At 67.2% G+C, this 26,410-nt stretch carries 28 protein-coding genes and 1 pseudogene; 20 read left to right on the top strand and 9 right to left on the bottom strand.

Annotation, left to right across the window (positions count from 1 at the left end; all coding sequences use genetic code 11):
• The first annotated feature begins 26 nt into the window (after positions 1 to 26).
• From IG65_RS0117970 to IG65_RS0117950, 6 genes are read left to right on the top strand one after another with little or no spacing between them, the layout of a single operon-like run.
• Positions 27 to 1,019: an MCE family protein gene (locus IG65_RS0117970; protein ID WP_231509269.1), complete on the top strand. Its 993-nt coding sequence runs from the start codon at positions 27 to 29 to the stop codon at positions 1,017 to 1,019.
• On the top strand, positions 1,019 to 2,104 hold the full coding sequence (locus IG65_RS0117965) for an MlaD family protein (protein ID WP_030516081.1): 1,086 nt from the start codon (positions 1,019 to 1,021) through the stop codon (positions 2,102 to 2,104). The genes IG65_RS0117970 and IG65_RS0117965 overlap by 1 nt, the downstream gene beginning before the upstream one ends.
• Positions 2,101 to 2,892 (top strand): MlaD family protein, encoded by a 792-nt coding sequence (locus IG65_RS34825; protein WP_231509267.1) that lies wholly within the window; start codon positions 2,101 to 2,103, stop codon positions 2,890 to 2,892. The genes IG65_RS0117965 and IG65_RS34825 overlap by 4 nt, the downstream gene beginning before the upstream one ends.
• Positions 2,877 to 3,161, top strand: a complete 285-nt coding sequence (locus tag IG65_RS39150; RefSeq protein ID WP_231509265.1) for a hypothetical protein — start codon at positions 2,877 to 2,879, stop codon at positions 3,159 to 3,161. The genes IG65_RS34825 and IG65_RS39150 overlap by 16 nt, the downstream gene beginning before the upstream one ends.
• Positions 3,158 to 4,114, top strand: coding sequence for an MlaD family protein (locus tag IG65_RS0117955; RefSeq protein ID WP_030516080.1), 957 nt, complete (start codon positions 3,158 to 3,160; stop codon positions 4,112 to 4,114). Before IG65_RS39150 ends, IG65_RS0117955 begins: the two co-directional genes overlap by 4 nt.
• 22 nt (positions 4,115 to 4,136) lie before the next feature.
• On the top strand, positions 4,137 to 4,769 hold the full coding sequence (locus IG65_RS0117950) for a hypothetical protein (protein WP_030516079.1): 633 nt from the start codon (positions 4,137 to 4,139) through the stop codon (positions 4,767 to 4,769).
• 44 nt (positions 4,770 to 4,813) lie between these two features.
• Here IG65_RS0117950 and IG65_RS0117945 read toward each other — a convergent pair whose 3' ends face one another.
• Together IG65_RS0117945 and IG65_RS0117940 are read right to left on the bottom strand one after the other, a co-directional pair.
• Positions 4,814 to 5,293 carry a carboxymuconolactone decarboxylase family protein gene (locus tag IG65_RS0117945; protein ID WP_030516078.1) on the bottom strand — a complete coding sequence of 160 codons (480 nt, stop codon included), beginning with the start codon at positions 5,291 to 5,293 and terminating at the stop codon, positions 4,814 to 4,816.
• On the bottom strand, positions 5,290 to 6,384 hold the full coding sequence (locus IG65_RS0117940; RefSeq protein ID WP_051756370.1) for a dihydrodipicolinate reductase: 1,095 nt from the start codon (positions 6,382 to 6,384) through the stop codon (positions 5,290 to 5,292). Before IG65_RS0117940 ends, IG65_RS0117945 begins: the two co-directional genes overlap by 4 nt.
• Before the next feature lie 127 nt (positions 6,385 to 6,511).
• On the opposite strand from IG65_RS0117940, the gene IG65_RS0117935 reads away from it, so the two are divergent.
• Entirely contained in the window at positions 6,512 to 6,808 is a 297-nt protein-coding gene (locus IG65_RS0117935) for a DUF6412 domain-containing protein (RefSeq protein ID WP_030516076.1), read from the top strand.
• A 116-nt stretch (positions 6,809 to 6,924) separates the two neighbouring features.
• A complete protein-coding gene (yidC, locus tag IG65_RS0117930; RefSeq protein WP_051756367.1) occupies positions 6,925 to 7,761 on the top strand; it encodes a membrane protein insertase YidC in 837 nt (278 codons plus the stop codon).
• On the opposite strand, the gene ctaD is transcribed toward yidC, so the two are convergent.
• Positions 7,758 to 9,503 carry a cytochrome c oxidase subunit I gene (gene ctaD, locus IG65_RS0117925; RefSeq protein WP_081879562.1) on the bottom strand — a complete coding sequence of 582 codons (1,746 nt, stop codon included), beginning with the start codon at positions 9,501 to 9,503 and terminating at the stop codon, positions 7,758 to 7,760. The two genes, yidC and ctaD, sit on opposite strands and share 4 nt — an antisense overlap.
• Before the next feature lie 338 nt (positions 9,504 to 9,841).
• Here ctaD and IG65_RS0117920 point away from each other — a divergent pair, with 338 nt between their 5' ends.
• Together IG65_RS0117920 and IG65_RS0117915 are read left to right on the top strand one after the other, a co-directional pair.
• Positions 9,842 to 12,403 carry an ATP-dependent Clp protease ATP-binding subunit gene (locus IG65_RS0117920; protein ID WP_081879561.1) on the top strand — a complete coding sequence of 854 codons (2,562 nt, stop codon included), beginning with the start codon at positions 9,842 to 9,844 and terminating at the stop codon, positions 12,401 to 12,403.
• Positions 12,404 to 12,422: 19 nt separating this feature from the next.
• Complete coding sequence (locus tag IG65_RS0117915) at positions 12,423 to 12,833, top strand: DUF1801 domain-containing protein (protein WP_036524957.1); 411 nt, start codon at positions 12,423 to 12,425, stop codon at positions 12,831 to 12,833.
• Between the two features lie 101 nt (positions 12,834 to 12,934).
• On the opposite strand, the gene IG65_RS0117910 is transcribed toward IG65_RS0117915, so the two are convergent.
• Positions 12,935 to 13,654 (bottom strand): TetR/AcrR family transcriptional regulator, encoded by a 720-nt coding sequence (locus IG65_RS0117910; protein WP_081879560.1) that lies wholly within the window; start codon positions 13,652 to 13,654, stop codon positions 12,935 to 12,937.
• Positions 13,655 to 13,768: 114 nt separating this feature from the next.
• On the opposite strand from IG65_RS0117910, the gene IG65_RS0117905 reads away from it, so the two are divergent.
• Entirely contained in the window at positions 13,769 to 14,539 is a 771-nt protein-coding gene (locus IG65_RS0117905) for an SDR family NAD(P)-dependent oxidoreductase (RefSeq protein WP_030516070.1), read from the top strand.
• A gap of 103 nt (positions 14,540 to 14,642) precedes the next feature.
• Positions 14,643 to 15,125, top strand: coding sequence for a nuclear transport factor 2 family protein (locus tag IG65_RS0117900; protein WP_030516069.1), 483 nt, complete (start codon positions 14,643 to 14,645; stop codon positions 15,123 to 15,125).
• Between the two features lie 13 nt (positions 15,126 to 15,138).
• On the opposite strand, the gene IG65_RS0117895 is transcribed toward IG65_RS0117900, so the two are convergent.
• Complete coding sequence (locus IG65_RS0117895) at positions 15,139 to 16,176, bottom strand: AraC family transcriptional regulator (protein WP_231509264.1); 1,038 nt, start codon at positions 16,174 to 16,176, stop codon at positions 15,139 to 15,141.
• Between the two features lie 39 nt (positions 16,177 to 16,215).
• Here IG65_RS0117895 and IG65_RS0117890 point away from each other — a divergent pair, with 39 nt between their 5' ends.
• Positions 16,216 to 17,688, top strand: a complete 1,473-nt coding sequence (locus tag IG65_RS0117890; RefSeq protein WP_030516067.1) for an NAD(P)/FAD-dependent oxidoreductase — start codon at positions 16,216 to 16,218, stop codon at positions 17,686 to 17,688.
• Between the two features lie 22 nt (positions 17,689 to 17,710).
• Here IG65_RS0117890 and IG65_RS0117885 read toward each other — a convergent pair whose 3' ends face one another.
• Complete coding sequence (locus IG65_RS0117885) at positions 17,711 to 18,133, bottom strand: PPOX class F420-dependent oxidoreductase (RefSeq protein WP_030516066.1); 423 nt, start codon at positions 18,131 to 18,133, stop codon at positions 17,711 to 17,713.
• A gap of 150 nt (positions 18,134 to 18,283) precedes the next feature.
• Between IG65_RS0117885 and IG65_RS0117880 the strand changes: the two genes are divergently transcribed.
• The 3 genes and pseudogenes from IG65_RS0117880 to IG65_RS39145 all read left to right on the top strand — a co-directional run.
• On the top strand, positions 18,284 to 18,769 hold the full coding sequence (locus IG65_RS0117880) for a methylated-DNA--[protein]-cysteine S-methyltransferase (RefSeq protein WP_030516065.1): 486 nt from the start codon (positions 18,284 to 18,286) through the stop codon (positions 18,767 to 18,769).
• Positions 18,759 to 19,511, top strand: coding sequence for a 2OG-Fe(II) oxygenase (locus IG65_RS0117875; RefSeq protein ID WP_051756364.1), 753 nt, complete (start codon positions 18,759 to 18,761; stop codon positions 19,509 to 19,511). Before IG65_RS0117880 ends, IG65_RS0117875 begins: the two co-directional genes overlap by 11 nt.
• A gap of 23 nt (positions 19,512 to 19,534) precedes the next feature.
• Positions 19,535 to 19,810: pseudogene (locus IG65_RS39145) on the top strand (Ada metal-binding domain-containing protein); the annotation flags it as partial.
• Here IG65_RS39145 and IG65_RS39140 read toward each other — a convergent pair.
• On the bottom strand, positions 19,811 to 20,188 hold the full coding sequence (locus tag IG65_RS39140; RefSeq protein WP_030516063.1) for a hypothetical protein: 378 nt from the start codon (positions 20,186 to 20,188) through the stop codon (positions 19,811 to 19,813). It abuts the pseudogene before it with no gap.
• A gap of 375 nt (positions 20,189 to 20,563) precedes the next feature.
• On the opposite strand from IG65_RS39140, the gene IG65_RS0117865 reads away from it, so the two are divergent.
• Entirely contained in the window at positions 20,564 to 21,268 is a 705-nt protein-coding gene (locus IG65_RS0117865; protein WP_030516062.1) for a VIT family protein, read from the top strand.
• A 25-nt stretch (positions 21,269 to 21,293) separates the two neighbouring features.
• On the opposite strand, the gene IG65_RS37830 is transcribed toward IG65_RS0117865, so the two are convergent.
• Positions 21,294 to 21,467: a hypothetical protein gene (locus IG65_RS37830; RefSeq protein ID WP_156055668.1), complete on the bottom strand. Its 174-nt coding sequence runs from the start codon at positions 21,465 to 21,467 to the stop codon at positions 21,294 to 21,296.
• 118 nt (positions 21,468 to 21,585) lie between these two features.
• Positions 21,586 to 22,584, bottom strand: coding sequence for an acyl-ACP desaturase (locus tag IG65_RS0117855; protein ID WP_030516061.1), 999 nt, complete (start codon positions 22,582 to 22,584; stop codon positions 21,586 to 21,588).
• A gap of 217 nt (positions 22,585 to 22,801) precedes the next feature.
• Here IG65_RS0117855 and IG65_RS0117850 point away from each other — a divergent pair, with 217 nt between their 5' ends.
• From IG65_RS0117850 to IG65_RS0117840, 3 genes are all read left to right on the top strand, one after another.
• Positions 22,802 to 24,046, top strand: coding sequence for a KasA/KasB family beta-ketoacyl-ACP synthase (locus IG65_RS0117850; RefSeq protein ID WP_030516060.1), 1,245 nt, complete (start codon positions 22,802 to 22,804; stop codon positions 24,044 to 24,046).
• Between the two features lie 96 nt (positions 24,047 to 24,142).
• On the top strand, positions 24,143 to 26,011 hold the full coding sequence (fadD32, locus tag IG65_RS0117845) for a long-chain-fatty-acid--AMP ligase FadD32 (protein WP_030516059.1): 1,869 nt from the start codon (positions 24,143 to 24,145) through the stop codon (positions 26,009 to 26,011).
• A gap of 163 nt (positions 26,012 to 26,174) precedes the next feature.
• Positions 26,175 to 26,375: a hypothetical protein gene (locus tag IG65_RS0117840; RefSeq protein ID WP_030516058.1), complete on the top strand. Its 201-nt coding sequence runs from the start codon at positions 26,175 to 26,177 to the stop codon at positions 26,373 to 26,375.
• Positions 26,376 to 26,410 lie beyond the last annotated feature (35 nt).

Raw genomic sequence — 26,410 nt, 5'->3', positions numbered from 1 at the left:
GTCTCTTCCGGTCGCGGGATAGGCGCGTGGCGGATGCGGCGACCACCCGCCGGCGCGAAATCCGGCTCGGTATCGTCGGCGTCGCGCTCGTGGTGGTCTGCGCGGCCGCCGCGGGCATCCTCTACGTGGTGCCGTTCGGCAAGAAGACCTACACCGCCGAACTGTCCGAAGCGCAGTCGGTGAAGGTCGGCGACGATATTCGCGTCGCCGGCATCCCGGTAGGCACGGTGAAATCGCTCGAGCTGCATCCGGATCGGGTGCGGATGCGGTTCACCGTCGATTCGGACGTCTTCGTCGGCGATCAGTCCACGCTGGACATCCGGATGCTGACCATCGTCGGCGGCAACTACGTCGCACTGTTTCCCGCGGGCGGTAAACCATTGGGAGACAAGCCGATTCCGATGGATCGGGTGCGACTGCCCTACAGCCTCGTGCAGACCTTCCAGGATGCGGCGCAACCGCTGCGGCAGATCGACGGCGACACGCTGCGCCGCAATCTGGCCGCCCTGGACACCTCCATCGAGGCCGCGCCGGATGCGCTGCGCACCACCCTGAACACGCTCGGCACCTATGTCGACGCGCTCAACCGGCAGCGCACCCAGGTCACCGACGCGATCGCGGTCGCCGACGAATACGTCACGATGTACGACGGGGCCGAACACGACCTGGGCCGCTTGATGGTCAACGTCAACCAGATGGAGACGCTGCTGGTCGACAAGCGCGCCGAACTGCGCGAGGGCGTGCGGCTGCTGCGCGCGGTGATCGAGCGGGTCGCGGCGCTGGCGCCCACCTACGATTCGGCGCTGAAACCGAAACTGCAGCAGCTGAGTGACGCCCTGCCGCAGCTGGAAAAGCTCGGCGGCGAACTCGAGCCGGTGATCGGGACGGTGCGGAGCCTGCAGCAGAAGTTCGCGCAACTCAGCGGTGCGGACGACGCGGTCACGGTCGACCAGTCGGGGCAGACGGTCGGCGCACCGGCCGCCCACCTGTGTATTCCGGTGCCGGGGAAGGACTGCTGATGCTGCACAAGCTGCTCGGTTCGCGGGCCTTCATGTCGATCGCCGGGACGGTGGCCGTCGTCGCGGTCGCGGTGGTGGGCTATCTCGTCGCCTTCCAGCCGATGCGGGCGACCACGGCCTACTGCGCGATCATGCCCGACAGTGTCGGGCTCTATCCCGGCAACCAGGTCACCATGCGCGGCATCACCGTGGGAACCGTGAAATCCGTGGCCACACAGGGCAATACGGTCAAAGTCGAATTCGACGTCCGATCCGATCATCCGATACTCGCCGACGCCGGTGCGACGACGCTGTCGGACAGCATCGTCGCCTCCCGCGAACTCGCGGTGGTGTCCGGTGGCAAGGAGACCGCACGCTGGGATCCCGCCCGCTGCCTCACCAAAACCCTGACGCCCAAGAGCATCAGCGACACCCTGAACGCGCTGGCCCAGTTGTCGTCGCAGATCCAGGGCCCGGACGCCGCGCACCCCGATGCCCTGGCGCGGGGACTCACCTCGTTGAACGACGCCACGGCGGGCACCGGGGCGCAGATCAACGCGCTGGTGCAGAAACTCGGTACCGCGTTGTCCGCGCCCGATGCCGATATCGCCCATCTGGCAGGCATTTTCGACGCGTTCGCCTCGGTGTCCAAGGATGTGGAGGCGCACTGGGGTGAATTGAAGACCATGCTCACCCGCCTGGGGCCGGTCCTGGACCAGGCCACCGAGGATCTGCTGCGGCCCGGCGCGGCGCTGTTCGACGGTCTCGGGCAGGTGCTGCCGATGCTCGACGACATCACCACCCTGTTCGGCGATCCGATCATGCGCGCCCTCGACGACACCGTTCCGCTGGTGAAATTCCTGCGCGCGAATGTGGGCTCACTGGCCCAGATGATCTCGCTGACACCGGTTCTCGCCCGGGCCGTGCACACGATCGGCGACTCCGGCATCGGCTACGCCCCGCCGAAGGTGGCGATTCCGCAGGAACACGCCGATCAGGTGTGCGCGGCGATCGACGCGCTCGCCCCCGGGCGCTGCACCGCCGCCGACGGCCTGGCGAAGGTGGACATGGCGGCCCTGATATTCGGAATGGCAGGTGCGCGATGAGGTTTCGTCGATTCACCGCCGGCTCGGTGATCGTCCTGGCGGCAGCAGTGTCGGCCGCCGGATGCGCGTTCGACCCGTCGTCGGTGCCGGTACCGGGAACCACCGTGTCCGGCCCGACCTACCACGTGCGCATCGAGTTCTCGAATGTGCTGAACCTGCCGGCGCGCGCCAAGATCATGGCCAACGGCGCGCAGGTCGGCACGGTCTCCGGGGTCACCGTCGTGAATCCGGCGGCCTCGGGCGGACGCGGCGGTTACGTCGTGGTCGACGCCGACATCTCGACATCGGCGCGACTCCCCGCGACCACCGTCGCCGAACTGCGGCAGAACACGGTGCTCGGCGATATCCACGTCGCGCTGACCACCCCGCCGAACGGTTTCGGCACTCTGCTGCACGACGGGTCCACGATTCCGATGGCACAGTCGAAACCGCCTGTGCAACTGGAAGATACGATGGCGCTGATCGCCGCCTTCACCCAGGGCGGTGCGGTGACCCAGCTGCAGGACGTCATCGAGCAGTTCAATCGCACCCTGCCGCAGGATCCGGCGCAGACCGCCCGCATCTCGCACACCATGGCCACCGATGCCACGGATCTGTCGAACAACCTGGACAGCGTCGACGCGCTGCTCAACGGTCTGGGCACCAACGCTCAGGTACTGCACGATATTCAGCCGGAACTCGACGACATTCTCAGCCGGACCTCGGTCGACCGAATGAACGGCATCACCGATTCCATCGTGGGCGTGACCAAGATCTTCGGTGGGCTGGGCCGGTGGGTGCGTCGCTGACCTGGCTCGGGCCGGTGCTGCGCGGCGCCGACGGTGCCGCCCAGGCCTTCGCGCCGCTGCTGCTCTCGGCCGGACCTGTGGACCTGAGCCGGCCGTCGAACGTGCAGGCGGTCGTGGAATTGCTGCGCGACAAGGTGATTCCGTTCGTCGAACGTGGGCCGAAGGTGAATATCGTCGGCGTGCGCTCGGACGCGTCCGCGGACGTGCCGCCCGATCAGCAGACCGACCGCATCCTGGCGACCCTGCGGATGATCGGAGTAGTGCGATGAGGTGGGGCGCGCTGACCTCGCTGGGCGGTATCGTCGCGATCACCGTCCTGGGAGCGAGCTATCTGACCTTCGGCGTCGTACGAGCCGACCCGTTCGCCGACTACAACCGAACCACCATGGTGCTGACCGATTCCGGTGGTCTGGGTGTCGGATCGCCGGTGCTGCTCACCGGACTCGAGGTCGGCCGCGTCACCGCCGTGCGGCATACCGCCGCGGGTGTCGAGGTGGGGATGCGGCTGGCCGCGGACAAACGGGTGCCGGCCGACAGCACCGTGACCATCGAACATCTGTCGGCCCTCGGCGAACCGTACGTCGAATTCCGGCCCACCTCGGGCAACGGGCCGTACCTGCACGACGGCCAGCGCCTGGAAACGTCGAATGTGCGCATGCCGCTGTCGATTCCGGACGTCGCGCGGCTGGTCACCAAGACCATGAACCAGCTCGATCCCGAGGTGGTCGGCTCGCTGGTCGCCACCGCGAGCTCCGCGCTGAACGGCACCGACGCCGCGATTCCGAATCTGACCCGTTCCGGAGATCTGCTGGCCGCCGCGATCATGAGCCGCAGCCCGCGGATCGCGGATCTGCTCAACAGCTTTCAGGCCGCCGCCGCCGATATCGAGTGGGCCGGTCCGGCCACGAGTACGGCGGCACCGGCGTTCGTGCGGTTCACCCACGCCCTGAACGATCTGGTCGCGGCAGTGGGCCGGATGGTGGACGCCCGTCCCGCCGAAAGCTACACCGAGGGCAACGGCCTGGTGCCGTTCCTTGCGAAGCTGACCGACCGGCTGGCGCAACTCGGCCCGGAACTGAAATCCCTTGGCCCGGCGCTCGCGCCGCTGGCGGCGGCGACCACCGATTCCGCGCCGCGCATCGACATCTCCGATCTGATCACGCAGGCCCTCGACGATGTGGGCACCGACGGAACCGTGCGGGTGCGCATCAATGTCAAGTAGTACCACCGAGAAGGAGGACACCATGTCGAACGACATCGGTACCGAACCGAAGCGGGCAGTCGACGCGGAGGCCGAGTCCTCCGTGGCCGCGCCTGCCGAGAAGACCGCAGCCGAGACCACCGCGAAAACGCCTCGCACACTGTCGATCCGGCTGTCGACCGTCGCCACCGTGGCGGCCGGTGTGGCGTTGATCGCGTCGGCCGCGGTTTTCGGATCGCTGTGGCTGTCGGCGCGCGGCGATCTGCGCGACCGCGACGACCGGGCGGCCGCGCAGCAGCATGCCGAGCAGGTCGCCACGGATTACGCGGTCGGCGCCTCGAATATCGACTACCGGAACGTCGGCGCGTGGATCGGCAAGCTGAAGGCCGGCACCTCGCCGCAGCTGGCCGGGAAATTCGATGCCACCGCACCGAAACTGCAGGAGATCCTGGTCCCGCTGAAGTGGACGTCGTCGGCGACCCCGATCGCGGCCAAGGTGATGAGCAACGAGAACGGCGTCTACAAGGTCGACGTCTTCCTCGACGTGAACTCCACCAGCGCACAGACGCCGCAGGGCGCGCAGACCACCGTCACCTACACGGTCGATGTCGATCCCGGCAGCGGCTGGAAGGTGACCGACGTCGGCGGAATGGCCGGGGCCCTGCCCAAACAGTGACAGCCCTGCCCGAGCAGTAGCACCCCCGGGCAGCGCCCGGACCCTCAGTGGCCCGGCAGCACGCACACGGTGTCGAGTCCGAGGACGCGGTTGAGCCGGCCGAACGCCAACCACGAACCGATGCACATGCTCAGCTCGACGATCTCGGCTTGGCTGTAGTGCGCACGCATCCGGGCCCAGAACTCGTCGTCCAGATTGTGGTGGTCGAGGACGTAGCGTTCGGCGTATTCGGCGGCCAGCCGGGTTCGATCGTCGAAGGAATCGGTTGTGCGCCAATCGGTGACGGCCTGCTCGAAGCCGATCTCCACCTTCTGCCCGTCGCGCTCGGTGCGCCAGTCCTGACAGAACAGGCAGCCGTTGATCTGCGCGATCCGCAGCCGCGCCGCCTCGAACTCTCGCAGTCCGAGGGTGCTGTGGGAGTAGACCGCCAGCGACAGTTTCGAGGCGGCGGGCCCGATCCCCGGCACCATCTCACCCCAGACGTAGCCGATCGGATCCTTCCCTTCGGGGATGTCGATGTTCATTGCGGTGTCCTTTCGGATGGGTCGCTCGCGAATCTGCCGACCGCGGGGCGCAAGGGGACGTCGAGGGCGTCGTAGAGGCCGGGCTCGGCCGCGGCCAGCCAGTCGATGGCATTGACCAATCTGCCGACGGCAGTGGCATTTCCGCCGGCCGCGCGGTTACCGCCCTCGGTCTCGGCCTCGACGGTCACCTCGATGCGCGGATCGCCCTCCACGATGATGCGATGCGCGCCCGCGCCGTCGGGCGGGCGCGGCCAGTCGGGTGCGCAGTCGGGGTGGATGCGGGTGACGTGTTCGATCACGATGCGCGGCCGGCCGCCGACCATGCCCTGCACCTCGAATCGCACCGCACCCTGGGTGCCCGCGTCGAAGTCACCCATCGCCGCGGTGGTCACCGTGGTGTCGAGGGCACGCCGGTCCAGCGTCTCGCGGATGCCGTCGAGTTCGGCGCCCAGGGCGCGTGCCATCAGGCGAATCTGACCGCCCCACACCATCGTCGGGACGCCGGGCGCGGTCATCGGCGGCTCGTAGTCCATCGGCTGTCCCATCCCGACCAGGTAGCGCACCGAATCCGGCTGGTCGTAGGTGGAATAGTCGAAGATCTCCTGGCAGCGGATCGTGTCGACCCGGTGACCGAGCCCGCTGACCAGCAGCGGCAGCACATCGTTGCCCCACCCGGGATCGATACCCGAGACGAACAGCGAACCACCGCCCGCCGTGATCGCCGCCAGCACCGGCTCGCGCACCTCGGCGGGAGCGTTGCGGGGATCGTAGAGCGCGTACAGGGCGGGGGTGACGACCACGGCGCCCGCGCGGATCGCGGCCACGATATCGCGCAGGGCGTCGTCGGGCCGGATATCCCCGGACGCCGCGTACACGACCGCGCGGGGATGGCGCGCCAGCAGGGCGTCGACATCGGCCGAGGCCGGGACACCGAGGTCGTGGTCGAGTCCGGCCAGCCGGCCCGCATCGCGCCCCACTTTGGCCGGATCGTGCACGAGCACCCCGGTCAATTCCAGTTCGGGGTGCGCGTGCACGGCGCGGATCGCGGCACGGCCGACATTGCCCGTACCCCAGACGATCGTCGAGATCATCACTCCGACACTAGCAAGTGCTTGGTTCGCTGTGGGTGTTTTGCCGGGTCTGCCGTCGGTCCCTTTGCCCGGACACCAGGCCGTCGGCTCAGCTCGGTGCGCCGTGCCGTTCGGTACCCTGATCGGCATGGTGATGCGGATCCGTTCGACGGCGCTGATGCTGTGCGCCCTCGTGCTGTCCGTGGTCGCCGCCACGATCATGCCTGCGGGCGAACCGAATTCACTGCTGGCGGTTGCCGCCGCGGCGGTTCTCGCGTTGGCGGTGGTCGCCGCCTACTCCAGCCGGGTGCGACTGCAGCCGATCGGTGGCAGCAGTGGACCACCCGTGTCGGCGCAGCAGCGGCGGCGGGGATCTTTTCTGCGACAGAGCAATCCGGATACGGCGGGCCGGGTGCGGCCCAGGGCGCCGGGTCGCTGGAGCTGATCGCGCGTTAACCCACGCCGGTGCTCCCAGCCGGCCGCAGTGAACGCGCAGCTGTCCAGCCGCCCCTGTTCACTCGCCCGTACCTTCACGGGTGCCTCGAAGTGAGGTGATATCCCATGCTCGATTTCGTGTACTACCCGGTCGCCGCCGTTCTCTGGCTCTGGCACACCGGATTCGCCGTCCTGTTCGGCGCCGCGAGCGGCCTGTCCTGGGCCCTGGCGATCGTCATGCTGGTGGTGACCCTGCGCGCTGCCCTGTATCGGCCCTTCCTTGCTCAGGTCCGGTTCTCCCGCACGATGGCCGTTCTGCAGCCGAAGATGCGGCAGCTGCGCGCCGAATGCGGCGACGACCGCGAGCGATTGGCCGTGGAAACCCGGAAATTGCAGCAGCAGCACAACTTCAACGTGCTCAGCGGCTGCCTGCCGGTGCTCGTGCAACTGCTGATGTTCCTGGGGCTGCTGCATGTGCTGCATTCCTTCGACCGCACCGGCGGCGGCTCGTATGTGCCGTTCCTCGGCAGCACCACGGCGATGTCCGCGGCGCAGAACGCCGATACCGCGAATTACGTGTTCGCACCGGAGCAGGTGCGGTCGTTCCTGCACGCCGATCTGTTCGGCGCACCGCTGTCGGCGACGCTGACCTCCACCGACAGCGTGGCGTCGGTGGCCGTCGTGGCGATCCCGCTGGTGCTGATCGCGGCCGTCGCGACCCACTGCACCGCGCGGGCGTCGATCGCTCGCCAGCTCGAGATCACCCCGCAGATGCGGCTGATCAACGCGATGACGCTGTGGCTGTTTCCGCTGGGCACACTGGTCGCGGGCCTGGTGATGCCGGTCGGCATCCTGGTCTACTTCGCGACCAGCAATACCTGGACCTTCGTGCAGCAGCACGTGGTCCATCGCAGGCTCGGCCCGCTGGAACCGCTGCCGCCACCGGCGGTCCCGACGATCTAGGCCCGTTCCTGTTCGGCCGGGGCGGTCTCGTGCACATCCGCATGCGGGGCGCCCCAGCCGATATGCGATTCGGCGCGCAGGCGATCGATCATGTGCGGATAGTGCAACTCGAATGCCGGCCGCTCCGACCGGATTCGGGGCAGTTCGTAGAAGTTGTGCCGGGGCGGCGGGCAGGTCGTCGCCCACTCCAGCGAATTGCCGTACCCCCACGGGTCGTCCACCGTGACCACCTCGCCGTAGCGGTAGCTGCGGAACACATTCCAGACGAAGGTGATCATCGACAAGGCGAGGATGAACGAACCGATGGTGGACACAGTGTTGAGCGTGGTGAATCCGTCGGAGGGCAGATAGTCGGCGTAGCGGCGCGGCATGCCTTCGGCACCCAGCCAGTGCTGCACCAGGAAGGTCGTGTGGAAGCCCACGAAGGTGGTCCAGAAGTGGATCTTGCCGAGTCGCTCGTCGAGCAGCCGGCCGGTCATCTTCGGGAACCAGAAGTAGATGCCGCCGAACGTCGCGAACACGATCGTGCCGAACAGCACGTAATGGAAGTGCGCCACGACGAAATATGTGTCGGTGACATGGAAGTCCAGCGGCGGGCTGGCGAGGATGACGCCCGACAGGCCGCCGAACAGGAAGGTGACGAGGAATCCGAGCGCCCACAGCATCGGCGTTTCGAAGGTGAGCTGGCCCTTCCACATCGTGCCGATCCAGTTGAAGAATTTCACTCCGGTCGGGACGGCGATCATGAAAGTCATGAAGGAGAAGAACGGCAGCAGTACGGCTCCGGTGGCGAACATGTGATGTGCCCAGACCGCCACCGACAGCGCCCCGATACTCATCGTTGCGTAGACCAGCGCGGTGTAGCCGAAGACAGGTTTGCGGCTGAACACCGGGAAGATCTCGGTGACGATGCCGAAGAACGGCAAGGCGATGATGTAGACCTCGGGATGGCCGAAGTACCAGAACAGGTGCTGGTAGAGCAGGTTGCCGCCGGTGGCGGGATCGTAGATGTGGCCACCGAGGCGGCGGTCGTAGGCCAGGGCCATGAGCGCCGCGGTGAGGATCGGGAAGACCATCAGGACGAGCACGCTGGTCACCACGATGTTCCAGGTGAAGATCGGCATCCGGAACAAGGTCATACCCGGCGCGCGCAGGACGATGACGGTGGTGAGCATGTTGACACCACCGAGGATGGTGCCCAGACCGGAGACGGCCAGACCCAGAATCCACATATCGCAACCCACGCCGGGGGAGTGCACGATATCCGACAGCGGGGTGTAGGCGGTCCAGCCGAAGTCCGCGGCGCCGCCGGGAGTCACGAATCCGGCGGTGGCGATCGAGGCGCCGAAGAGATAGAGCCAGTAGCTGAGCGCGTTCAGCCGCGGGAACGCCACATCGGGCGCGCCGATCTGCAACGGCAGGATGCAGTTGGCGAAGCCGAACACGATGGGCGTGGCATAGAAAAGCAGCATCAGGGTGCCGTGCATGGTGAACAGCTGATTGAACTGCTCCGGCGACAGGAACTGCAGACCCGGGCGAGCGAGCTCGGCCCGCATCAGCAGCGCCATCAGCCCGCCGACGAGGAAGAACGCCATCGAGCTGACGATGTACATCATGCCGAGCAGCTTCGGATCGGTCGTCGTGACGATCGTCCAGAGCTGCGAACCCTTCGGGGCGATCCGCCGGGGATAAGGCCTTGCGGCTTCGATCTCGGCGGCGCCGCGAGATGGTGCTGTAGTCACAGTTCCTCCTCGAGCCCAACCATCTTCGAGTGTGGCACCGCGGCAAGATCAACGTGTCGAATCCCGCCGGGTATCGGTGCGCGATCGGTCGTGATCTTCGCCGGACGCGCCCATGCTCCCATCGATACCCACTTCCCGGCAGATGGATCGCCGGAAACTTCCACGGGGATCGCTGGGAAGTAACGGATGCTTCGGTGACCTCCACGGAAACGACGGCCGGGAGTACGGTGGGACCCGACCGTTTCGGAGTGGTTCTGAGGTGAGTGCGGCGGTGCGGACCGTAGCTGTCCGTTCGCTCGCCGCTGCGACGACGAGATTCCGAGATACGAGGTGTGGACATGACCGCTGCCTGGCCCAGTTCGTTCAACTCCTTCGACGATCTGTTCAATCGCTTCTTCGGCCCCGGGATGGCCGCGCAGCCACCGGTACAGCGCATCGATCTGGGCCGGCTGCTCAGCGACAGCGCCAAGGAGCTGATCGCGATCGCCCGCTCGGCCGCGCAGGACTGGGGTAATCCGGAGGTCACCGCCGAACATCTGCTCTACGCCGCCACCCAGGTCGAACCGTCGCGCGGGATCATCGCCCAGCTGGGCCGGGATCCGGATCAGGTCGCCGCCCAGATGCGCGGTGCCGCCGGCAGCGGAGAGGCCACCGCGACCGCGGGCGGCCAAGTCGTCCTGGGACCCGGCGCCAAACTGGCCCTGCGCACCGCGCAGCGCAACGCCGCCGAAGCGGGATCGAGCTACATCGGCCCGGAGCATATCTTGCTGGGCATTGCCGACAATCTGGAAAGTCCTGCCGCGCAGGCTCTTTCGAGGGCGAAACTGCCCGTCGCCGAGGGGCAGAAGAAGCCCACCGACACACCGACGCTCGACGAATACGGCCGGGATCTGACCGCCGAGGCCCGCGCGGGCAAGGTCGACCCGGTCGTCGGCCGCGCCGAGGAGATCGAGCAGACCGTGGAAATCCTTTCCCGGCGGCGCAAGAACAATCCGGTACTCATCGGCGACCCCGGTGTCGGCAAGACCGCGATCGTCGAGGGCCTGGCGCAGCGCATTGTCAACGGCGATGTGCCCAGCACCCTGGCCGACCGGCGGGTGGTGGCCCTCGATGTGGGCTCGCTGGTGGCGGGCAGCAAATATCGCGGCGAATTCGAGGAGCGGCTGACCAAGATTCTCGACGAGGTCCGCGAGCACTCCGACGAACTGGTGCTGTTCATCGACGAGTTGCACACCATCGTGGGCGCCGGCACCGGCGGCGAGGGTTCGATGGACGCGGGCAACCTGCTCAAACCGGCGCTGGCCCGCGGCGAACTCCATGCGATCGGCGCCACCACCGTCGACGAATACCGGCGCTACATCGAAAAGGACGCCGCCCTGGAGCGCCGCTTCCAGCCGGTGCTGGTCCCGGAACCGTCGGTCGCCGACACCATCGAAATCCTGCGCGGACTCGCCGACGTCTACGAGGAGCACCATCAGGTGCACTACGACGACGAGGCGCTGGTCGCCGCGGCGGAGCTGTCCGACCGCTACATCACAGACCGGTTCATGCCCGACAAGGCGATCGACCTGGTCGACCAGGCCGGCGCCCGGGTCCGGTTGCGCACCCGCATGCCGGGCCCGGATCTGCGTGCGGCACAGGAGGAATTGTCTCGCCTCGAGCGCGAGAAGGATGCCGCCGTCGCGGCCGAGGACTACGCCCGCGCGGACGAACTCAAGAGCGAGATCGCCGCCGCCGAGGGACGGGTCGGCCACATCACCGCCGACGAGCCGCCGACGGTCACTCTCGACGACATCGCCGAGGTGGTGTCCAAGCAGACCGGAATTCCGGTGTCGGAGTTGACGGTCGAGGAACGACAGCGCCTGCTGCAGCTGGAGGACGTGCTGCACAAGCGGGTGATCGGGCAGGACGAGGCGATCGTGGCCGTCGCCGAGGCGGTGCGCCGCGCCCGCGCCGGGATGAAGGATCCGAACCGTCCGATCGGCTCGTTCCTGTTCCTCGGCCCGACCGGTGTGGGCAAGACGGAATTGGCGAAAGCGCTGGCGGAGGCGGTGTTCGGCGACGAGGACCGGCTGATCCGATTCGATATGAGCGAATTCCAGGAGAAGCACACGGTGTCCCGTCTGGTCGGCGCACCGCCCGGATATGTGGGCTACGAGGATGCCGCACAGCTCACCGACAAGGTTCGCCGCCAGCCGTATTCGGTGATCCTGTTCGACGAGGTGGAGAAGGCGCATCCGGACGTCTTCAATGTGCTGCTGCAGTTGCTCGACGACGGGCGCGTCACCGACGCCAAGGGCCGCACGGTCGATTTCAAGAACACCATCGTGATCATGACCAGCAATATCGGATCGGATCTGATTCTGAAGGCCACTTCGGCGGAGCTCGACGCCATCACCCCGCGGTTGATGGAGCGGCTGCAACAGCATTTCCGGCCGGAATCCCTCAACCGCATCGACGAGACGATCGTGTTCCACCGGCTCGACCAGGAACAGCTGCGCCGCATCGTCGATCTGGTTCTCGACGGCCCTCGGCGCCGCCTGCGCGCCCAGGACATCGAACTAGACGTCACCGACGCGGCGCGGGATTGGTTGTCGGAGAACGGTTATCAGCCCGAATTCGGCGCTCGCCCGCTACGTCGGACGGTGCAGAAGCAGCTGGAGAATCAGGTGTCCCGGCTGGTGCTCGGTGGCGAGCTGAACCCGGGCGACACCGTGCGCGTCGATGCCGACGAGTCCGGGCTGCTCGTCGCCGCGGTGGCCGGATCCGGGGCCGAACGCTCGCTCGATGCCTCCGCGAACGGCCAGAAGCCGAAGGGTAAGAAGGCGAACGGTAAGTCCGAGGCCAAGTCCGATGCCAAGTCCGAGAAGAAGTCCGGAGCGAAATCCGGAAAGAGCTGACATCCGCCAGGAGTCCGGCATGGTGAGTTACGCGGCCGACCCGCGCGTCGACGCCTACATCGACGCGCTACCGGCGTGGCAGCGTGATCTCTGCCGCCAGGTGCGCGAACTCGTTCACGCCGCCGACCGGGATGTCACCGAGACCGTAAAGCGCAGAGTGCGACCGTATTTCGTCCTCGACGGAAACATCTGCGCGCTTCTGGCGACGAAGACGCACGTCGACATATTCCTCTACGACGGGGCGATGGTGCCCGATCCGGAGGGCATCATCACGGGCGGTCACGACAACACGACGGCGCGCACCGTGGCGATTCGCGAGGGGGAGACGATCAACGCCCCCGCGCTGTCGGCGATGCTGCGCCAGATCATCGCGAACAATCGCGCGGGCGGCTGGCGCAAGCTGAAACATGATGCCGCACAGGTGGATTGACGGATCTCTCCGGCAGAGTTCATGGACCCGTCGTGCGGCGGATCGGCGCAGGCCCGCACGTCGCCGTGGGCGGATCGCGCGGTCCGGCGCCGTGGCCGTTTTCAGCTCGCCGTTGTCGTGTCCGCAGGGGCTTGTGCGTAGACGCCGGCGGTGAGTTCGCGCATACATCTGACCACCAGGGGAGCCGGTCCGCTCGCTCGCGTATCGGTTCGCGCTGCGGCCGAGGATGTTTCGGCAACACTACCCGGCTGTGCCACCGGGCCGTCGTCGTCGGCCCATTGCTCGAGTCCGATGCGGATCGCGCCGGCTGCCGCGGCGGCCAGAGTGCGCAGGCGCAGCGGATCGGTGTCCGGGGACAGTTTCGTCAGCAACTCCAGCAGGGCGTGCTCACCGGTGAGGTTGACCCGGAACCAGACCGCGCGCAGGGCCGAATCGTCGGCCATCGCGCGCAACAGGCCGCGGGTGATGTCGAGTTCGTCGCGGTCCACCACGTTCAGGGCGCGGATCGCGGCGGTCTCCAGTTCTGCGATCGTAGGCAATCGGTCCGGTCCGTCGCCGAGAATGTCCAGCCAGCGAGACGCACCCGCCGACAGCATCGGTTCCACGGCATCCTCTTTGGTGCGGCAATAGCGATAGAAGGTGCGCAGGCCGACGCCGGAGGCGGCGGCGATCTGCTCGGCGGTGACCGCCGCGGTGCCACGCTCGGCGAACAAGCGGGCGGCGGTGTGGGCGATCTCCATCCGGGTCGCCGACTTGCGCCGCGCGGCCAGGTTCGGGCGTGGCGATGCGGGGGCGGACGGGCCGGTTCTCGACTCGGGCATGAGTCACCTCCTGTCCGCACAGTCTAAGCGCGAATTGTCACTCTGGCACAACGTGCCACTCAGGCGTACTGTGTCAATCAAACGAGAAAATCGCAGTTGAGGAGAGTCTTCGCAATGGAGCGTTTCGCAGACCGCCGGGTTCTGATCACCGGCGGCGGATCCGGGATCGGCCGCGCCACCGTGCATCGCATCCTGTCCGAGGGCGGCACCGTGGTGGCCGCCGACGTCAACGAGGCGGGGCTGGCCGAAACCGCGAATCAGGCCGCCGAGAAGGGCAGCGCCGATCGGCTGACCACCGTCACGATCGACATCTCCGACGAGTCCTCGGTGCAGGCCGGGGTCGCCAAGGCCGTGGAGACCCTGGGCGGGCTGGACGCGCTGGTCAACGCGGCCGGCATTCTCCGCTCGGCGCATACCCACGAGATGCCGCTGGCGGACTGGAACCGCATCATCACCACCAACCTCACCGGCACCTTCCTGATGATCCGGGAATCGCTGCCGGCGCTGCTGGACAGCGGCCGCGGTGTCATCGTGAACTTCGCCTCCACGTCCACCTACTTCGCGCACCCGTATATGGCCGCCTATGCCGCGTCGAAGGGCGGCATCATGTCGATGACCCATGCGCTGGCCTCGGAATACTCCAAGCAGAACCTGCGCGCGGTGGCCGTGGCGCCCGGCTCGATCTCGAGCGATATGACCGACGGCCGCGGCCCGGGCCTGCCCGAGGACGCCGACTTCTCGCTGTTCACCAAGCTCATGCCGATGCTCGGCCAGGGCTTCGCCTCGCCCGACACGGTCGCCGGCGTGGTGGCCATGCTCGCGTCCGACGACGGCGCCTTCATCACCGGCACCGAGGTGCGCATCGACGGCGGCACCCACGCCTGATGCGGCGAATCGGTCCGGGCCGTCCCGGTCATCGGGAAAGCCCGGACCGAAACAGAAACGTGTTCTATTGTGCTGGCGGGGCCGAAACCAGGAGGTGACCGCGATGGATCTGGTTGCGTTGGAAGAGATTCGTGCGTTGAAATACCGCTATCTGCGGACGCTGGATCTGCGGGAGTGGGACGAGTTCGCCGATACCCTCGCCGCGGACGCGGTGGCCGATTACGGCTCGCCGTCGGGCGGTAAGCCGCTGCAGTTCGAGGGCCGCGACGCCATCGTCGGCTATCTCAGCGGCGCGATGACCGGCACCATGATCACCTCGCATGTGTGCAGTCATCCCGAGATCGCGGTGGACGGCGATTCCGCCTCCGGCAGTTGGTGTCTCGAGGATACGGTCATCGTTCCCGAGCACGGGATCATGATTCGCGGCGCCGCGTACTACCGCGACACCTACCGCCGTGAATCCGACGGCCGCTGGCGCATCACGAAGACCGGCTATCAGCGCAACTACGAGGCGATGATGCCGCTGTCCTCGATCCAAGGATTCACCATCACCGCCAGCCGCTGGGACCCCAGCGTCACGCACTGATCCGGTCGGCCGCTCAGGCCCGGGCGGTGCGCCGGATCGCGGTGGGAGTGCTGTCCCACCAGCGGCGCGCGCAGCGGGTCAGGGTGGCCTGTTCCGCGAGGCCGAGCAGTGAGGCGATCTGGCTCATCGGCAGATCCGTTGTGGTCAGATAGCGTCGGGCCTCACTGCGGCGCACATCGTCGACGATGGCGGCGAAGGTTGTGCACTCGGCCGCCAGGCGTCGCTGCAGGGTGCGCGGATGGATCGTCAAAAGCCTTGCTACCGAATCGATCTGCGGTGCGGTCGTGCCCAGCAGCTGTTGTACGGCGGCCCGCACCCCCGGCACCGTGGAGGCGCCGGTGTCACCGGCCTGTTCGGCCAGGAATGCCACCGCCAGCCGGCGCAGATTCGCATCACCGCCCGCGATCGCCCGGCTCGTGAGGTTGCTCGGCAGCCGCAGCATGGCCGCCGGTCGCTCGAAGCGCACCGGGACGCCGAAGAAATTCTCGTAGGCCGCGCGCGGACCCGGCGGGCGGTACGGCAGCTCCACCGAGCGCAGGCCGTACGGGCCGTCGACCAGCCGGATCAGCGTGCGATGCAGAAATCCCAGGCCGAGATCGGTGCCCTGGACGGGTTGGGGGAACCCCGGTTCGACGCCGTAGCGCAGGGCCGTCACACCGCGGTCGCCGTAGGGATCCGGTTCGATGGTCAGGCTCAGCGAGCGCGCGTGCACGAACAGGTAGCGCGAGGTGCACTCCAGCGCATCGGCCAGGGTCGGCGAGCTGCGGATGGCCAGCGCGAGTGGTCCCAGCATGCCGAGGTCCTGCCGGGCGGCGATCCGGAGGCCCAGATCGGGACATCGCAGCCGGTCGGCGGCGATCTCCAGCACCAGCGCCATCGCCTCGTCCGACACCAGCAGATCGTCCGCGTCCAGGGCTGCGATCGGGTAACCGGCCGCGGCCGCGTATTCCTCCGCATTTCCCCCGAGTTCGGCCACGGTCGCGCGAAAACCGCGCAAACCGGCCGAGCGGATCACCGACATGTCGTCCAGAATCAAATACTTGTCGCGCAAAGTCAAGAATGCCGCGGGCGGAACCAGGAGACTGGAACCATGACCGCAGCTGGTGAATATGTCGACGTCGTCATCGTGGGCGCTGGTCTGTCCGGAATCGGCGCCGGTTACCGCGTGCAGACCGAATTGCCCGGAAAGTCCTATGCGATTCTCGAGGCGCGCGAGTCGCTGGGCGGCACCTGGGACCTGTTCCGGTACCCCGGCATCCGCTCGGATTCGGATATGTTCACCCTCGGCTACCCGTTCGAGCCCTGGCGCGATGCCAAATCGATCGCCGACGGTCCCTCGATTCTGCGCTACATCACCGAGACGGCACGCCGCTACGGGATCGACAAGCATATTCGCTACGGCACCAAAGTCGTTGCGGCACAATGGTCCAGCGCCGAGTCGCGATGGACGCTGACCCTGCGGCAGGGCGATGCGGAGCGCACGCTGAGCTGCCGCTTCCTCTACTCGTGCGCCGGCTACTACGACTACGACGAGGGCCACGCGCCCGAATTCCCGGGCGTGGAGACCTTTTCCGGCACCATGGTGCATCCGCAGTTCTGGCCGGAGGATCTCGACTACGCCGGCAAGAAGGTCGTGGTCATCGGCAGCGGCGCCACCGCCGTGACGCTGGTTCCGGCGATGGCCGAGCAGGCCGAACTGGTGACCATGCTGCAGCGTTCACCGACCTGGATCTCCGCAGTGCCCGGCCGGGACAAGCAGGCCGACAAGATTCGGGAACTGCTGCCGGCGGGCTTGGCGCATCGCGTGATCCGCACGAAGAACATCCTTTTCAACGTCGGTTTCTATCAGTACTGCCGACGTCGTCCGCAGGCGGCGCGCAAGCTGCTCACCGGGCTGACCACTCGCATTCTCAAGGACGAGAAGCTGGTCGCCGAACACTTCACCCCGGAGTACAACCCGTGGGATCAGCGGCTGTGCGCGGTGCCGGACGCCGACTTCTTCAAGGCGATGCGCAAGGGTAAGGCCGAGGTGGTCACCGATCACATCGACACCTTCGTGCCCGAGGGCATCCGGCTGACATCGGGCCGGGTGCTCCCCGCCGACATCGTCATCTCGGCGACCGGCCTGAAGTTGCTGGCCTTCGGCGGTATCACGCTGGAGGTCGACGGTGAGCCGGTGAACCTGTCCGACCGGTTCGTCTGGCAGGGAACGATGCTCACCGGCGTTCCCAACTTCGCGGTCTGCATCGGCTACACGAATGCGTCCTGGACGCTGCGCGCCGACCTGACCTCACGGCTGGTGTGCAGGGTGATCGCACATATGGACCGGCGTGGATACGACGCGGTGGTACCGCAGCCGCAGGGCGAGCTCACCGAACATCCGCTGCTCGACCTCGCCGCCGGTTACATCCAGCGGTCCATCGGCGACTTCCCGCGGCAGGGCGATCGGCATCCGTGGAAGGTGCGGCAGAACTACCTGCTGGATTCGGCCACGACCATGCGCACGAATCTGGACAAGACGCTGCAGCCGGTCCGGCGCACGGCGGCGCTGTCGAACGCCTGAGCACAGCGCCGGACCGGTCCGGTCAGCTCGCCCAGGGGCCGACGCCGCCGATCTTGTCGATCCGTACGCGGGTCAGCAGTCCCGGCGGTGCGTCGGCAGGAGGGAAGTTCAGACCCGGTGCGGCGAGCACGGCGGCCAGTTCCTTCAGCAGTTCGGGCGCCCCGCCCTCGACGATGCGCGCGGTGCCGGTGACCGACAGATACGGCCGCATGAACTCGCTGGGCTGATCCGAGACGATGGTCAGCGCCACCCGCGGATCGCGGCGCACGTTGCGCACCTTCAGATATTCGCCGAGATGTGCGCTGACCAGCTCGTCGCCCTCGGGAGTGGACTGCAACGCCACCCAGACGACGGAAATCTGCGGGCTGCCGTCGGCATTCAGGGTGACCAGGGTCGCGTTGGCGCCGGCGCCGACGAATTCGCGCGCGGAATCGGGAAGTCGCATATCCGGTCCGACGCCTGCGCGAATCGTTTCATTCCCGCGGTGCGCGCACCCGCCGCGCGGCTCGGACGCGATGTCTGATTTCCGCCGGTATTCGATCCGGGGCTCCGGCAGATTGGGGAGCGTACGGATCGAATACCGAAAGGATCAGCAATGACGGTCTACACGACGACGGCGAGTCCGCTCGGTGAGCTCATGCTCGTCGGCGAGGTGCGCCCGGGTGGTGTCGCCCTCACCGCCCTGTCCATCGCGGGCGGGAAAGGTGCTGTAGCGCAACCCGGTTGGACCGAGGATCGCGCACCGTTCGAATCGGTCGCCGACCAGCTCGACAGCTACTTCGCCGGGCGGCGCACCCGCTTCGAACTCGACTACGCGGTCGAGGGCAGCGAATTCCGGCGTCGGGTGTGGCAGGCGCTCGACGACATCCCGTACGGCCGCACGGTGACCTACGGCGACATCGCCGCCCGGGTCGGTGCGCCGCGGGCTGCGGTGCGGGCGGTCGGGGCCGCGATCGGTGCCAACCCGGTTCTGATCGTGCGACCGTGCCATCGGGTGATCGGCGCGAACGGCCGCTTGACCGGCTATGCGGGCGGGCTCGAGCGCAAGCGGCAACTGCTGGAGCTCGAACATGCCGCGTGAAAACGGTCCGGCAGCGACCGGACCGGGGCTTACCGCGACGCCGTTCGGCGCTCGGGTGGATGCGCAGGACTGGACGCGGATGGCGGACGACCTCGACGAGCACGGGTACGCGCTCAGCGGCAGCCTGCTGAGCGCGGACGAATGCCGCTCGCTCGCGGCCCTGTACGCCGAGGACCACCGCTTCCGCTCCACCATCGAGATGTCGCGCCACCGTTTCGGGTCCGGCGAATATCGCTACTTCACCCACGATCTGCCTCCGGTGGTCTCCGAGTTGCGCGCCGCGCTGTATCCGAAACTGCTGCCCATCGCGCGGATGTGGGCGCAACGACTGGGCCGCCCGGGTTCGTGGCCGGACGAGTTGGACGACTGGATCGCCCAGTGCCACCGGGCCGGGCAGAACCGCTCGGCGCAGATTCTGCTGCGCTACGGCCCGGGCGATTGGAACGCGCTGCATCGAGACCTCTTCGGCGACATGATCTTTCCGCTGCAGGTGGTGATCGGACTGGATGCCGCCGGCGCGGACTACACCGGCGGCGAATTCCTGATGGTCGAACAGCGCCCGCGCGCCCAATCCCGCGGCGCGGCGGTCACTCTGCCGCAGGGGCACGGGCTGGTCTTCACCACCCGCGAGCGCCCGGTGCGGTCCACCCGCGGCTGGTCGGCCGCGCCCATGCGCCACGGCGTGAGCGTGGTGCGCAGTGGATACCGCCATACCCTCGGCCTGGTTTTCCACGATGCGTGAGGGCGGCGTCGACAGGGGTGTCGATGGATGACGGGGACCGTGCTCCGGCGCGGTATTACGTGCTGCTCGGCTCCGACGCCGTGCCGTACCGCAGCCCGACCGCGGGCACGGTCGGCGGGCATCGGCGTCAGCGCATCTACGGGCGGCTGGACTGTCCAGCGGCACTGCGCGCCCTGCGCCGCGGCAACTACGCCGCATATCGGGTGTTCTTCGCCGACGAGGCCACCGCCGTCGCCGCCGGATACCGTCCGTGCGCGCGATGTCTGCCGGAGGCGTATCGGCGCTGGAAGTCCGAGCGCTCAGATGCTGCGCTGTCGCCGCCGGATCGGCGGCCGGGGCGGACCGATGTGCCGGTGCACCAATTGCAGGGCGGCCAGCAGGATCAGCGAGAATCCGGTGGACAGGTAGTCCTCGGTCAGCACGCCGAGCACGGCCAGGCCGCCGAAGACCGGTAGTTCCAGCCAGGAGCACCAGGCCAGTAGTCGTAGCCGGGAGGCGTGGGAATCGAGCCAGGCCAGTCCGTCGTCGACGATGTCGGCGGCCGTGTCGAACTCGACCAAACCGTCGCCCACCTGCACGAACCGATGTACCGCCTGCTCGCGACTGATCCGCCCCAGCCACACCTCGTCGATGAGCCGCTTACCTTCGACCGCAACTTCCGTGACGACCGCGTCCATTCTGCGCCAGTCCCTTTCCAGTTGGTCTCGCAAAGTGTAAGCGCCGAGAGCCGCAATCACCCCGCAATCCGGCCCTCCCATCGATGGGTGGCGCACACCACCCGGCCGGGACCGCCCGCGGTCCCCCGGGCGACCGGCGCGAATCGGACAGCGCCGCAACCCGTGCGGGGCCCGCCGGGAGGCACCGCCGAAAGTCTTGGCGACGAACGCAATTCGATTACCGACGCAATAGTCGGGCGAGTGTTCCGGCTTTTCGAAATAAGGTATGGAATACCTTCCTGTGCAATGGTTTACCTAAATTCGGGCAGCCTTTCTTTGCTGGCGAGGAAAAGGAGGCCGGGTTATTTTTGTCTGGTGCAAGCGGATACGGCGGTAATGGAGAGTGCGGTCCGGCCGGAAACTCACGGACCGGGTTTGTCGGTACGACTGAATTGGCTGCGGGCCGGGGTGCTGGGTGCCAACGACGGAATCGTCTCCGTCGCAGGGATTGTCGTGGGTGTGGCGGCCGCCACTACGTCGACGTCGGCGATCGTCACCGCGGGCGTCGCGGGACTCACGGCGGGCGCGGTGTCGATGGCACTGGGCGAGTATGTGTCGGTGAGCACACAGCGCGACAGTGAGCGCGCGGTGCTGGACGTGGAACGGCGGGAACTCGCCGAGGACCCGGCGGGTGAACTCGCCGAGCTGGCCGCCATCTACGAGGGCAAGGGCCTGACGCCGGCCACCGCGTGGAAGGTCGCCGAGGAGTTGACGGCCAAGGACGCGTTCGCCGCCCATGCCGAGGCCGAATTGGGCATCGATCCGAGCGAACTGACCAACCCGTGGCATGCCGCGCTGTCGTCGGCCTCGGCGTTCACCATCGGGGCGTTGCTGCCGCTGCTGGCCATGCTGGTACCGGCGGCGATCCGGGTTCCGGTCACCGCGACGGCGGTTCTGGTGGCACTGGCCGCGACCGGCGCCATCGGCGCCCGTCTGGGGCAGGCGCCGGTGGGGCGCGCGACGATTCGCGTGCTGGCGGGCGGTGCGCTGGCGATGGCGACGACCTATGTGGTCGGCCACCTGGTCGGTATCGCGGTCTAGCGGGCGGTCGGGGCGGCAGGCGAAATCAGCGGTTCCGGAACCGGTTTCCCACGCGCAGCCGGTCCATGACCGCGCGCATCTTGGCTTGCCGGTGCGGATCGCCGATCCGGAATTCGACGTGCACGACGGGATGGGATGCGTCGATCAGCGCCACGGTTTCGCGGTCCGTGGAGTGAGCAGCGCGGGGTGAAGCGGTCATAACTCCCAGTGTGCACCCGCGGCTATTTTCTGGCAATGTGTTCTGCCGCTCTGTCGCTTTCGAAACCCAATCGAAATGCTCGGGGATGCAGTCGCTTACACCGCCGCGCTGCCGCCGCTCACGACCGGGAGCCCACCAGCTCCCGTTTGCGGGCCTCCCGGGCCAGCGCCCGGTCCCGCTGTTCTTCGAAACGCGCACAATCGTTTCGCAGTTTCTCCAGGAATTCCCCGAGGGTATTGCGTGCCCGGTCGCCGCGCGCGGTGAAGTCGTTGCGATCGAACACATTCCACTTGCGCAACACCGGCATCACCACTTCCTCCAGATGCTGGCGCAGATCGTAGATTCCGTGTTTGGCCATCAGCACGCCGTTGCGCCGCCAATCCGGCATTCCGGCGCCCGGCATCTGGAAATTGCACACGATATCGGTAATCGCCTCCAGCGCCTGGTCGGGCGCCAGATCCAAAGCCGCCGCGCACATATTGCGGTAGAAGATCATGTGCAGGTTCTCGTCCGCGGAGATGCGCGCCAGCATGCGGTCGGCGACCGGATCGTCACAGACCTTCCCGGTGTTGCGGTGTGAGACGCGGGTGGCCAGTTCCTGGAAGGTCACATAGGCGACCGAGTGCAGGAATCCGGTGTCGGCCCGCTCCACCACGCTGGCCTTGTCGCTTTCGCGCACGAGTTTCATCGCGTCGTATCCGTTGGTCATGTGGACCATCCGGGCCCGTTCCAGGGCCACGGGGTCGACCGCGCGGGTCACGACCAGATAGTCGCGAATCACGATGCCGTGCCGGTTCTCCTCGGCCGTCCAGCGCCCCACCCAGGTTCCCCAGGCGCCGTCGGTGGAGAAGTTCTCGGCGATCTCGCGATGGTAGGACGGCAGATTGTCCTCGGTGAGAAGATTCGTGACCATCGCGGCGCGGGCGACCTCGCTCAGCCGGGACTGGGCGGGGTCCCAATCGGTTCCGCCGAGGGCCGCGAAATTGCGTCCCGCATCCCACGGGACGTAGTCGTGCGGATGCCACGTCTTCGCCATCGACAGATGCCGATGCACGTTGCTCTCCGCTACGGGCTCGAGTTCCAGTAGCAACTCGAGTTGGGTGAGATTCCTGACCACGGTGTTGCCCTTCCTCGTTGTGGATCGCCGTGCGGCGCTGCGGGAGGAAACCGGTACAGTGCAGTCACGACCGGGTTGCCGGGTGGCACTCAGGGCTGTGCCGGTCGTGTTCGTCTCGCTAATGTAGCCGCTCCACCGCCACCGTTGTCGCTCCAGCTTGTATTCGCCGCAGTGTTGCCCCTGTTCCGCAGTGTTGCCTGTCGAAAGTGAGCCGAGAATGACGGTTTCCAGCCGTATGCGCTACCGCGATGTCGTCGTCACCAGCCTGGCCGCGACCACGTCCATCGCCGGTGATGTCGACTCCACCTGGAAGGGGCTGTTGAACGGTGAGAGCGGAATCGACGTACTCGACGACGGTTTCATCGACCAGTTCGAACTTCCGGTCCGCATCGGCGGTCACCTCAAGGTCGTTCCGTCCACCGTTCTGAGCCGTGAGGAGACCCGCAGGCTGTCCTACGTCGAGCAGATGGCATTGGTGCTGGGGCGCGAGGTGTGGCGCAACGCCGGTGCGCCCGAGGTCGATCCGGAGCGGCTCGGCGTCTCCATCGGCACCGGGCTCGGTGGTGTGGAGGCGCTCATCGACGTCAAGGACAAGATGGCCAACGGCGGATATCGCCGGGTCAGCCCGCTCGCGGTCCAGATGATCATGCCCAACGGCGCGTCCGCGGTGGTCGGGCTGGAATTGTGCGCCAAAGCCGGTATCGCGACCCCCGTTTCGGCGTGTTCCTCGGGGTCGGAGGCCATCGCCAATGCGTGGAAGATGATCGTGATGGGCGATGCCGATGTGGTCGTGACCGGCGGTGTGGAGGGGTCGATCCAGGCCGTGCCGATCGCCGCGTTCACCATGATGCGGGCGATGAGTACGCGCAACGACGATCCGAAACGCGCCTCGCGTCCCTTCGACACCGATCGCGACGGATTCGTCTTCGGTGAGGCCGGGGCGATGATGGTGCTCGAATCCGAGGAACACGCCCGGGCTCGCGGCGCCACCGTGCACGCCCGGCTGCTCGGCGCCGGCCTCACCTCCGACGGTTTCCACCTGGTGGCGCCGGATCCGGACGGCACAGGCGCGGCGCGGGCCATCACCCGCGCGCTGCAGACCGCCGGACTGTCGAAAACCGATGTGGGACATGTGAACGCGCATGCCACAGCCACCCCGATCGGCGATACCGCGGAGGCCCGTGCCATCGCCGCGGCGGTCGGCAATCACGCCTCGGTCTACGCGCCGAAATCGGCGCTGGGACATTCCATCGGCGCCGTCGGGGCCCTGGAATCGGTGCTCACGGTGCTGTCCATTCGCGACAGCATCGTCCCGCCCACGCTCAATCTGGACAACCAGGATCCGGATGTCGATCTGGACATCGTCAAGGGCCAGGCCCGGGCGGGACGGATCGACTACGCGGTCAACAATTCCTTCGGATTCGGCGGTCACAACGTGTCGTTGACCTTCGGCCGGTATTGAGTTGCCCCCGCCGGAGCTCCGCCGAGTGCGGGCTCCGGGCTTTCGTTCCTGCGTGACTGTTCGTGCGTGATGTTCGTGCGTGAAAAGGATGAGGGAATGATCGGCGAGACCTTCGATGACTATCTGGACGAACACGGCAACATCAAGATCCTGGGTGACGCGACCCTGATCGATTTCGTCGACAAGCACAGTGCGGCGAACGGGGACGAGCTGGCCTACCGCTACATCGACTATTCGCGCGAGCGCGACGGTGAGTACCACGAGCTCACCTGGCGTCAGTTCGGTGCGCGATTGCGGGCGGTGGCGGCCCGGTTGCAGCAGGTGACCCGGCCGCGGGATCGAGTGGCCATTCTGGCGCCGCAGGGCCTGGACTACGTGGTGGCGATGTTCGCGGCGGTATACGCGGGCAATATCGCTGTACCCCTGTTCGATCCGGACGAACCCGGCCACACCGACCGGCTGCACGCCGTCCTCGGCGACTGCCGGCCGACCGCGATTCTGACCGCGAGTTCCGCGGCGGCCGGGGTGCGCGAATTCTTCCGCGGCATGCCGACGGGTCAGCGCCCGCGCATCATCGCCGTCGACGCGATTCCCGACAGCGTCGGCGCGGGCTGGACCGAACCGGATATCAATATCGACAGCGTCGCGTATCTGCAGTACACCTCCGGTTCCACCCGCACGCCCGCCGGCGTGGAGATCACGCATCGCTCGGTCGGCACGAATCTGCTGCAGATGATCGACGCGCTCGGCATCGACGAAACCGCCCGCGGCGTCACCTGGTTGCCGCTGTTCCACGACATGGGTCTGCTGTGTGTGATTCTGCCGGCGATCGGCGGCAAGTTCATCACCATCATGTCGCCGAGTGCGTTCGTCCGGCGGCCCTATCGCTGGATCAAGGAGTTGGCCGCCGCCTCCGACGGCGCCGCAACCTATGCCGCCGCACCGAATTTCGCGTTCGAGCACGCTGCGACGCGCGGACGCCCGAAGGCGGGTGAGCACCTCGATCTGTCGAATGTGATCGGTCTGATCAACGGCAGTGAGCCGGTGTCGGTGTCGTCGATGGCGAAATTCAACGATGCCTTCATGCCCTACGGATTGCCGAAGACGGCGATCAAGCCGTGTTACGGGATGGCCGAGGCCACCCTGTTCGTGTCGGCCACCCGGCGCGAGGACGCCGCGCGGGTCGTCTACGCCGACCGCACCCGCCTCAACGCCGGAGACCTGGTCGAGGTCGCCCCGGATGCGGAAGACGCCGTGGCACAGGTGTCCTGCGGATATGTGGCGCGTTCACAGTGGGCGGTGATCGTCGACGACAACGGCGCCGAACTGCCGGACGGCCGGGTGGGCGAGATCTGGTTGCACGGGGAGAACATGGGCATCGGCTACTGGGGCCGTGCCGAGGAGACCGAGGCGACCTTCCACAACCGGCTCAGCGCCCGGCAGCCCGTCGGCAGCCATGCCGAAGGTGCTGCGCCACAGGCATATTGGATGCGCACCGGGGACTACGGCGTGTATCACGACGGCGAGTTGTACATCACCGGCCGGGTCAAGGATCTGGTGATCGTCGACGGGCGCAACCACTATCCGCAGGATCTGGAGATGTCGGCACAGGAGTCGTCGGCCGCACTGCGGCCGGGTTTCGTGGCGGCGTTCTCGGTGCGCGGTGACGAGCTGCCCGCCGAACTCGCCGCCTCCGGGGCCGGAGGCGAACATCTGGTGATCGTGGCCGAACGGGGAAGTGGCGCAGCGAAACTCGATGCGGGGCCGGTGGCGGAGGTGGTGCGGGCGGCGATTTCGGCGCGCCACGGGGTCACCGTGCGCGAACTGCTCCTGGTGCCGGCCGGATCGATTCCGCGCACGTCGAGCGGGAAGATCGCCCGACGTGCCTGTAAGGCCGCATATCTGACGGGAACCCTGCGCGGCGGCCGCCGCCAGCAGGCCTTCCCGGACGTCTCCGACGACTAGCCGCGGCGGAGCGGGGGAGGCTGATTAGGTGAGGCAATCCTCGTGTGCCCGTTGAGATGTCCTCTGGGCACCGGATTGTCCGGTACTTGTCCGTCGGCGACGCCCCGTTGTGGAGTTACCGTGTAGCTACATCAACATGTAGAACCGGATATGGGGCAATGTCATGGAGTTGTCTACCGATTATCTCATTGTGGTGATGGCACATTCGGCGCCCACCCGGCCATTGACAGTGGAGCGTGCGCATCAGGTGATGCAGTTGCACACCGATTGTTCGACCGACGGCTGCGGTATCAAGCAGGCGGCGTTCGACGCGCTGGTAACCGCCGGGCATATCGTGCCCGACAGTTGCCGGCGCCGTGGGTAGCGTGCGTCGGTCGGCGTCGGGGACGCCGACCGGCA

The sequence above is a fragment of the Nocardia sp. NRRL WC-3656 genome (assembly GCF_000720265.1).
GTDB lineage: Bacteria > Actinomycetota > Actinomycetes > Mycobacteriales > Mycobacteriaceae > Nocardia > Nocardia nova.
This window is presented reverse-complemented; position numbering and strand designations above follow the sequence as displayed.

What these genes read in the sequence shown, in the direction of transcription:
- IG65_RS0117965 (WP_030516081.1), top strand. Translation starts at nt 1,019, where the DNA reads ATGCTGCACAAGCTGCTCGGTTCGCGGGCCTTCATGTCGATCGCCGGG.
- IG65_RS34825 (WP_231509267.1), top strand. Translation starts at nt 2,101, where the DNA reads ATGAGGTTTCGTCGATTCACCGCCGGCTCGGTGATCGTCCTGGCGGCA.
- IG65_RS0117955 (WP_030516080.1), top strand. Translation starts at nt 3,158, where the DNA reads ATGAGGTGGGGCGCGCTGACCTCGCTGGGCGGTATCGTCGCGATCACC.
- IG65_RS0117950 (WP_030516079.1), top strand. Translation starts at nt 4,137, where the DNA reads ATGTCGAACGACATCGGTACCGAACCGAAGCGGGCAGTCGACGCGGAG.
- IG65_RS0117945 (WP_030516078.1), bottom strand. Translation starts at nt 5,293, where the DNA reads ATGAACATCGACATCCCCGAAGGGAAGGATCCGATCGGCTACGTCTGG.
- IG65_RS0117940 (WP_051756370.1), bottom strand. Translation starts at nt 6,384, where the DNA reads ATGATCTCGACGATCGTCTGGGGTACGGGCAATGTCGGCCGTGCCGCG.
- IG65_RS0117935 (WP_030516076.1), top strand. Translation starts at nt 6,512, where the DNA reads ATGGTGATGCGGATCCGTTCGACGGCGCTGATGCTGTGCGCCCTCGTG.
- yidC (WP_051756367.1), top strand. Translation starts at nt 6,925, where the DNA reads ATGCTCGATTTCGTGTACTACCCGGTCGCCGCCGTTCTCTGGCTCTGG.
- IG65_RS0117920 (WP_081879561.1), top strand. Translation starts at nt 9,842, where the DNA reads ATGACCGCTGCCTGGCCCAGTTCGTTCAACTCCTTCGACGATCTGTTC.
- IG65_RS0117915 (WP_036524957.1), top strand. Translation starts at nt 12,423, where the DNA reads ATGGTGAGTTACGCGGCCGACCCGCGCGTCGACGCCTACATCGACGCG.
- IG65_RS0117910 (WP_081879560.1), bottom strand. Translation starts at nt 13,654, where the DNA reads ATGCCCGAGTCGAGAACCGGCCCGTCCGCCCCCGCATCGCCACGCCCG.
- IG65_RS0117905 (WP_030516070.1), top strand. Translation starts at nt 13,769, where the DNA reads ATGGAGCGTTTCGCAGACCGCCGGGTTCTGATCACCGGCGGCGGATCC.
- IG65_RS0117900 (WP_030516069.1), top strand. Translation starts at nt 14,643, where the DNA reads ATGGATCTGGTTGCGTTGGAAGAGATTCGTGCGTTGAAATACCGCTAT.
- IG65_RS0117890 (WP_030516067.1), top strand. Translation starts at nt 16,216, where the DNA reads ATGACCGCAGCTGGTGAATATGTCGACGTCGTCATCGTGGGCGCTGGT.
- IG65_RS0117885 (WP_030516066.1), bottom strand. Translation starts at nt 18,133, where the DNA reads ATGCGACTTCCCGATTCCGCGCGCGAATTCGTCGGCGCCGGCGCCAAC.
- IG65_RS0117880 (WP_030516065.1), top strand. Translation starts at nt 18,284, where the DNA reads ATGACGGTCTACACGACGACGGCGAGTCCGCTCGGTGAGCTCATGCTC.
- IG65_RS0117875 (WP_051756364.1), top strand. Translation starts at nt 18,759, where the DNA reads ATGCCGCGTGAAAACGGTCCGGCAGCGACCGGACCGGGGCTTACCGCG.
- IG65_RS39140 (WP_030516063.1), bottom strand. Translation starts at nt 20,188, where the DNA reads ATGGACGCGGTCGTCACGGAAGTTGCGGTCGAAGGTAAGCGGCTCATC.
- IG65_RS0117865 (WP_030516062.1), top strand. Translation starts at nt 20,564, where the DNA reads ATGGAGAGTGCGGTCCGGCCGGAAACTCACGGACCGGGTTTGTCGGTA.
- IG65_RS37830 (WP_156055668.1), bottom strand. Translation starts at nt 21,467, where the DNA reads ATGACCGCTTCACCCCGCGCTGCTCACTCCACGGACCGCGAAACCGTG.
- IG65_RS0117850 (WP_030516060.1), top strand. Translation starts at nt 22,802, where the DNA reads ATGACGGTTTCCAGCCGTATGCGCTACCGCGATGTCGTCGTCACCAGC.
- fadD32 (WP_030516059.1), top strand. Translation starts at nt 24,143, where the DNA reads ATGATCGGCGAGACCTTCGATGACTATCTGGACGAACACGGCAACATC.
- IG65_RS0117840 (WP_030516058.1), top strand. Translation starts at nt 26,175, where the DNA reads ATGGAGTTGTCTACCGATTATCTCATTGTGGTGATGGCACATTCGGCG.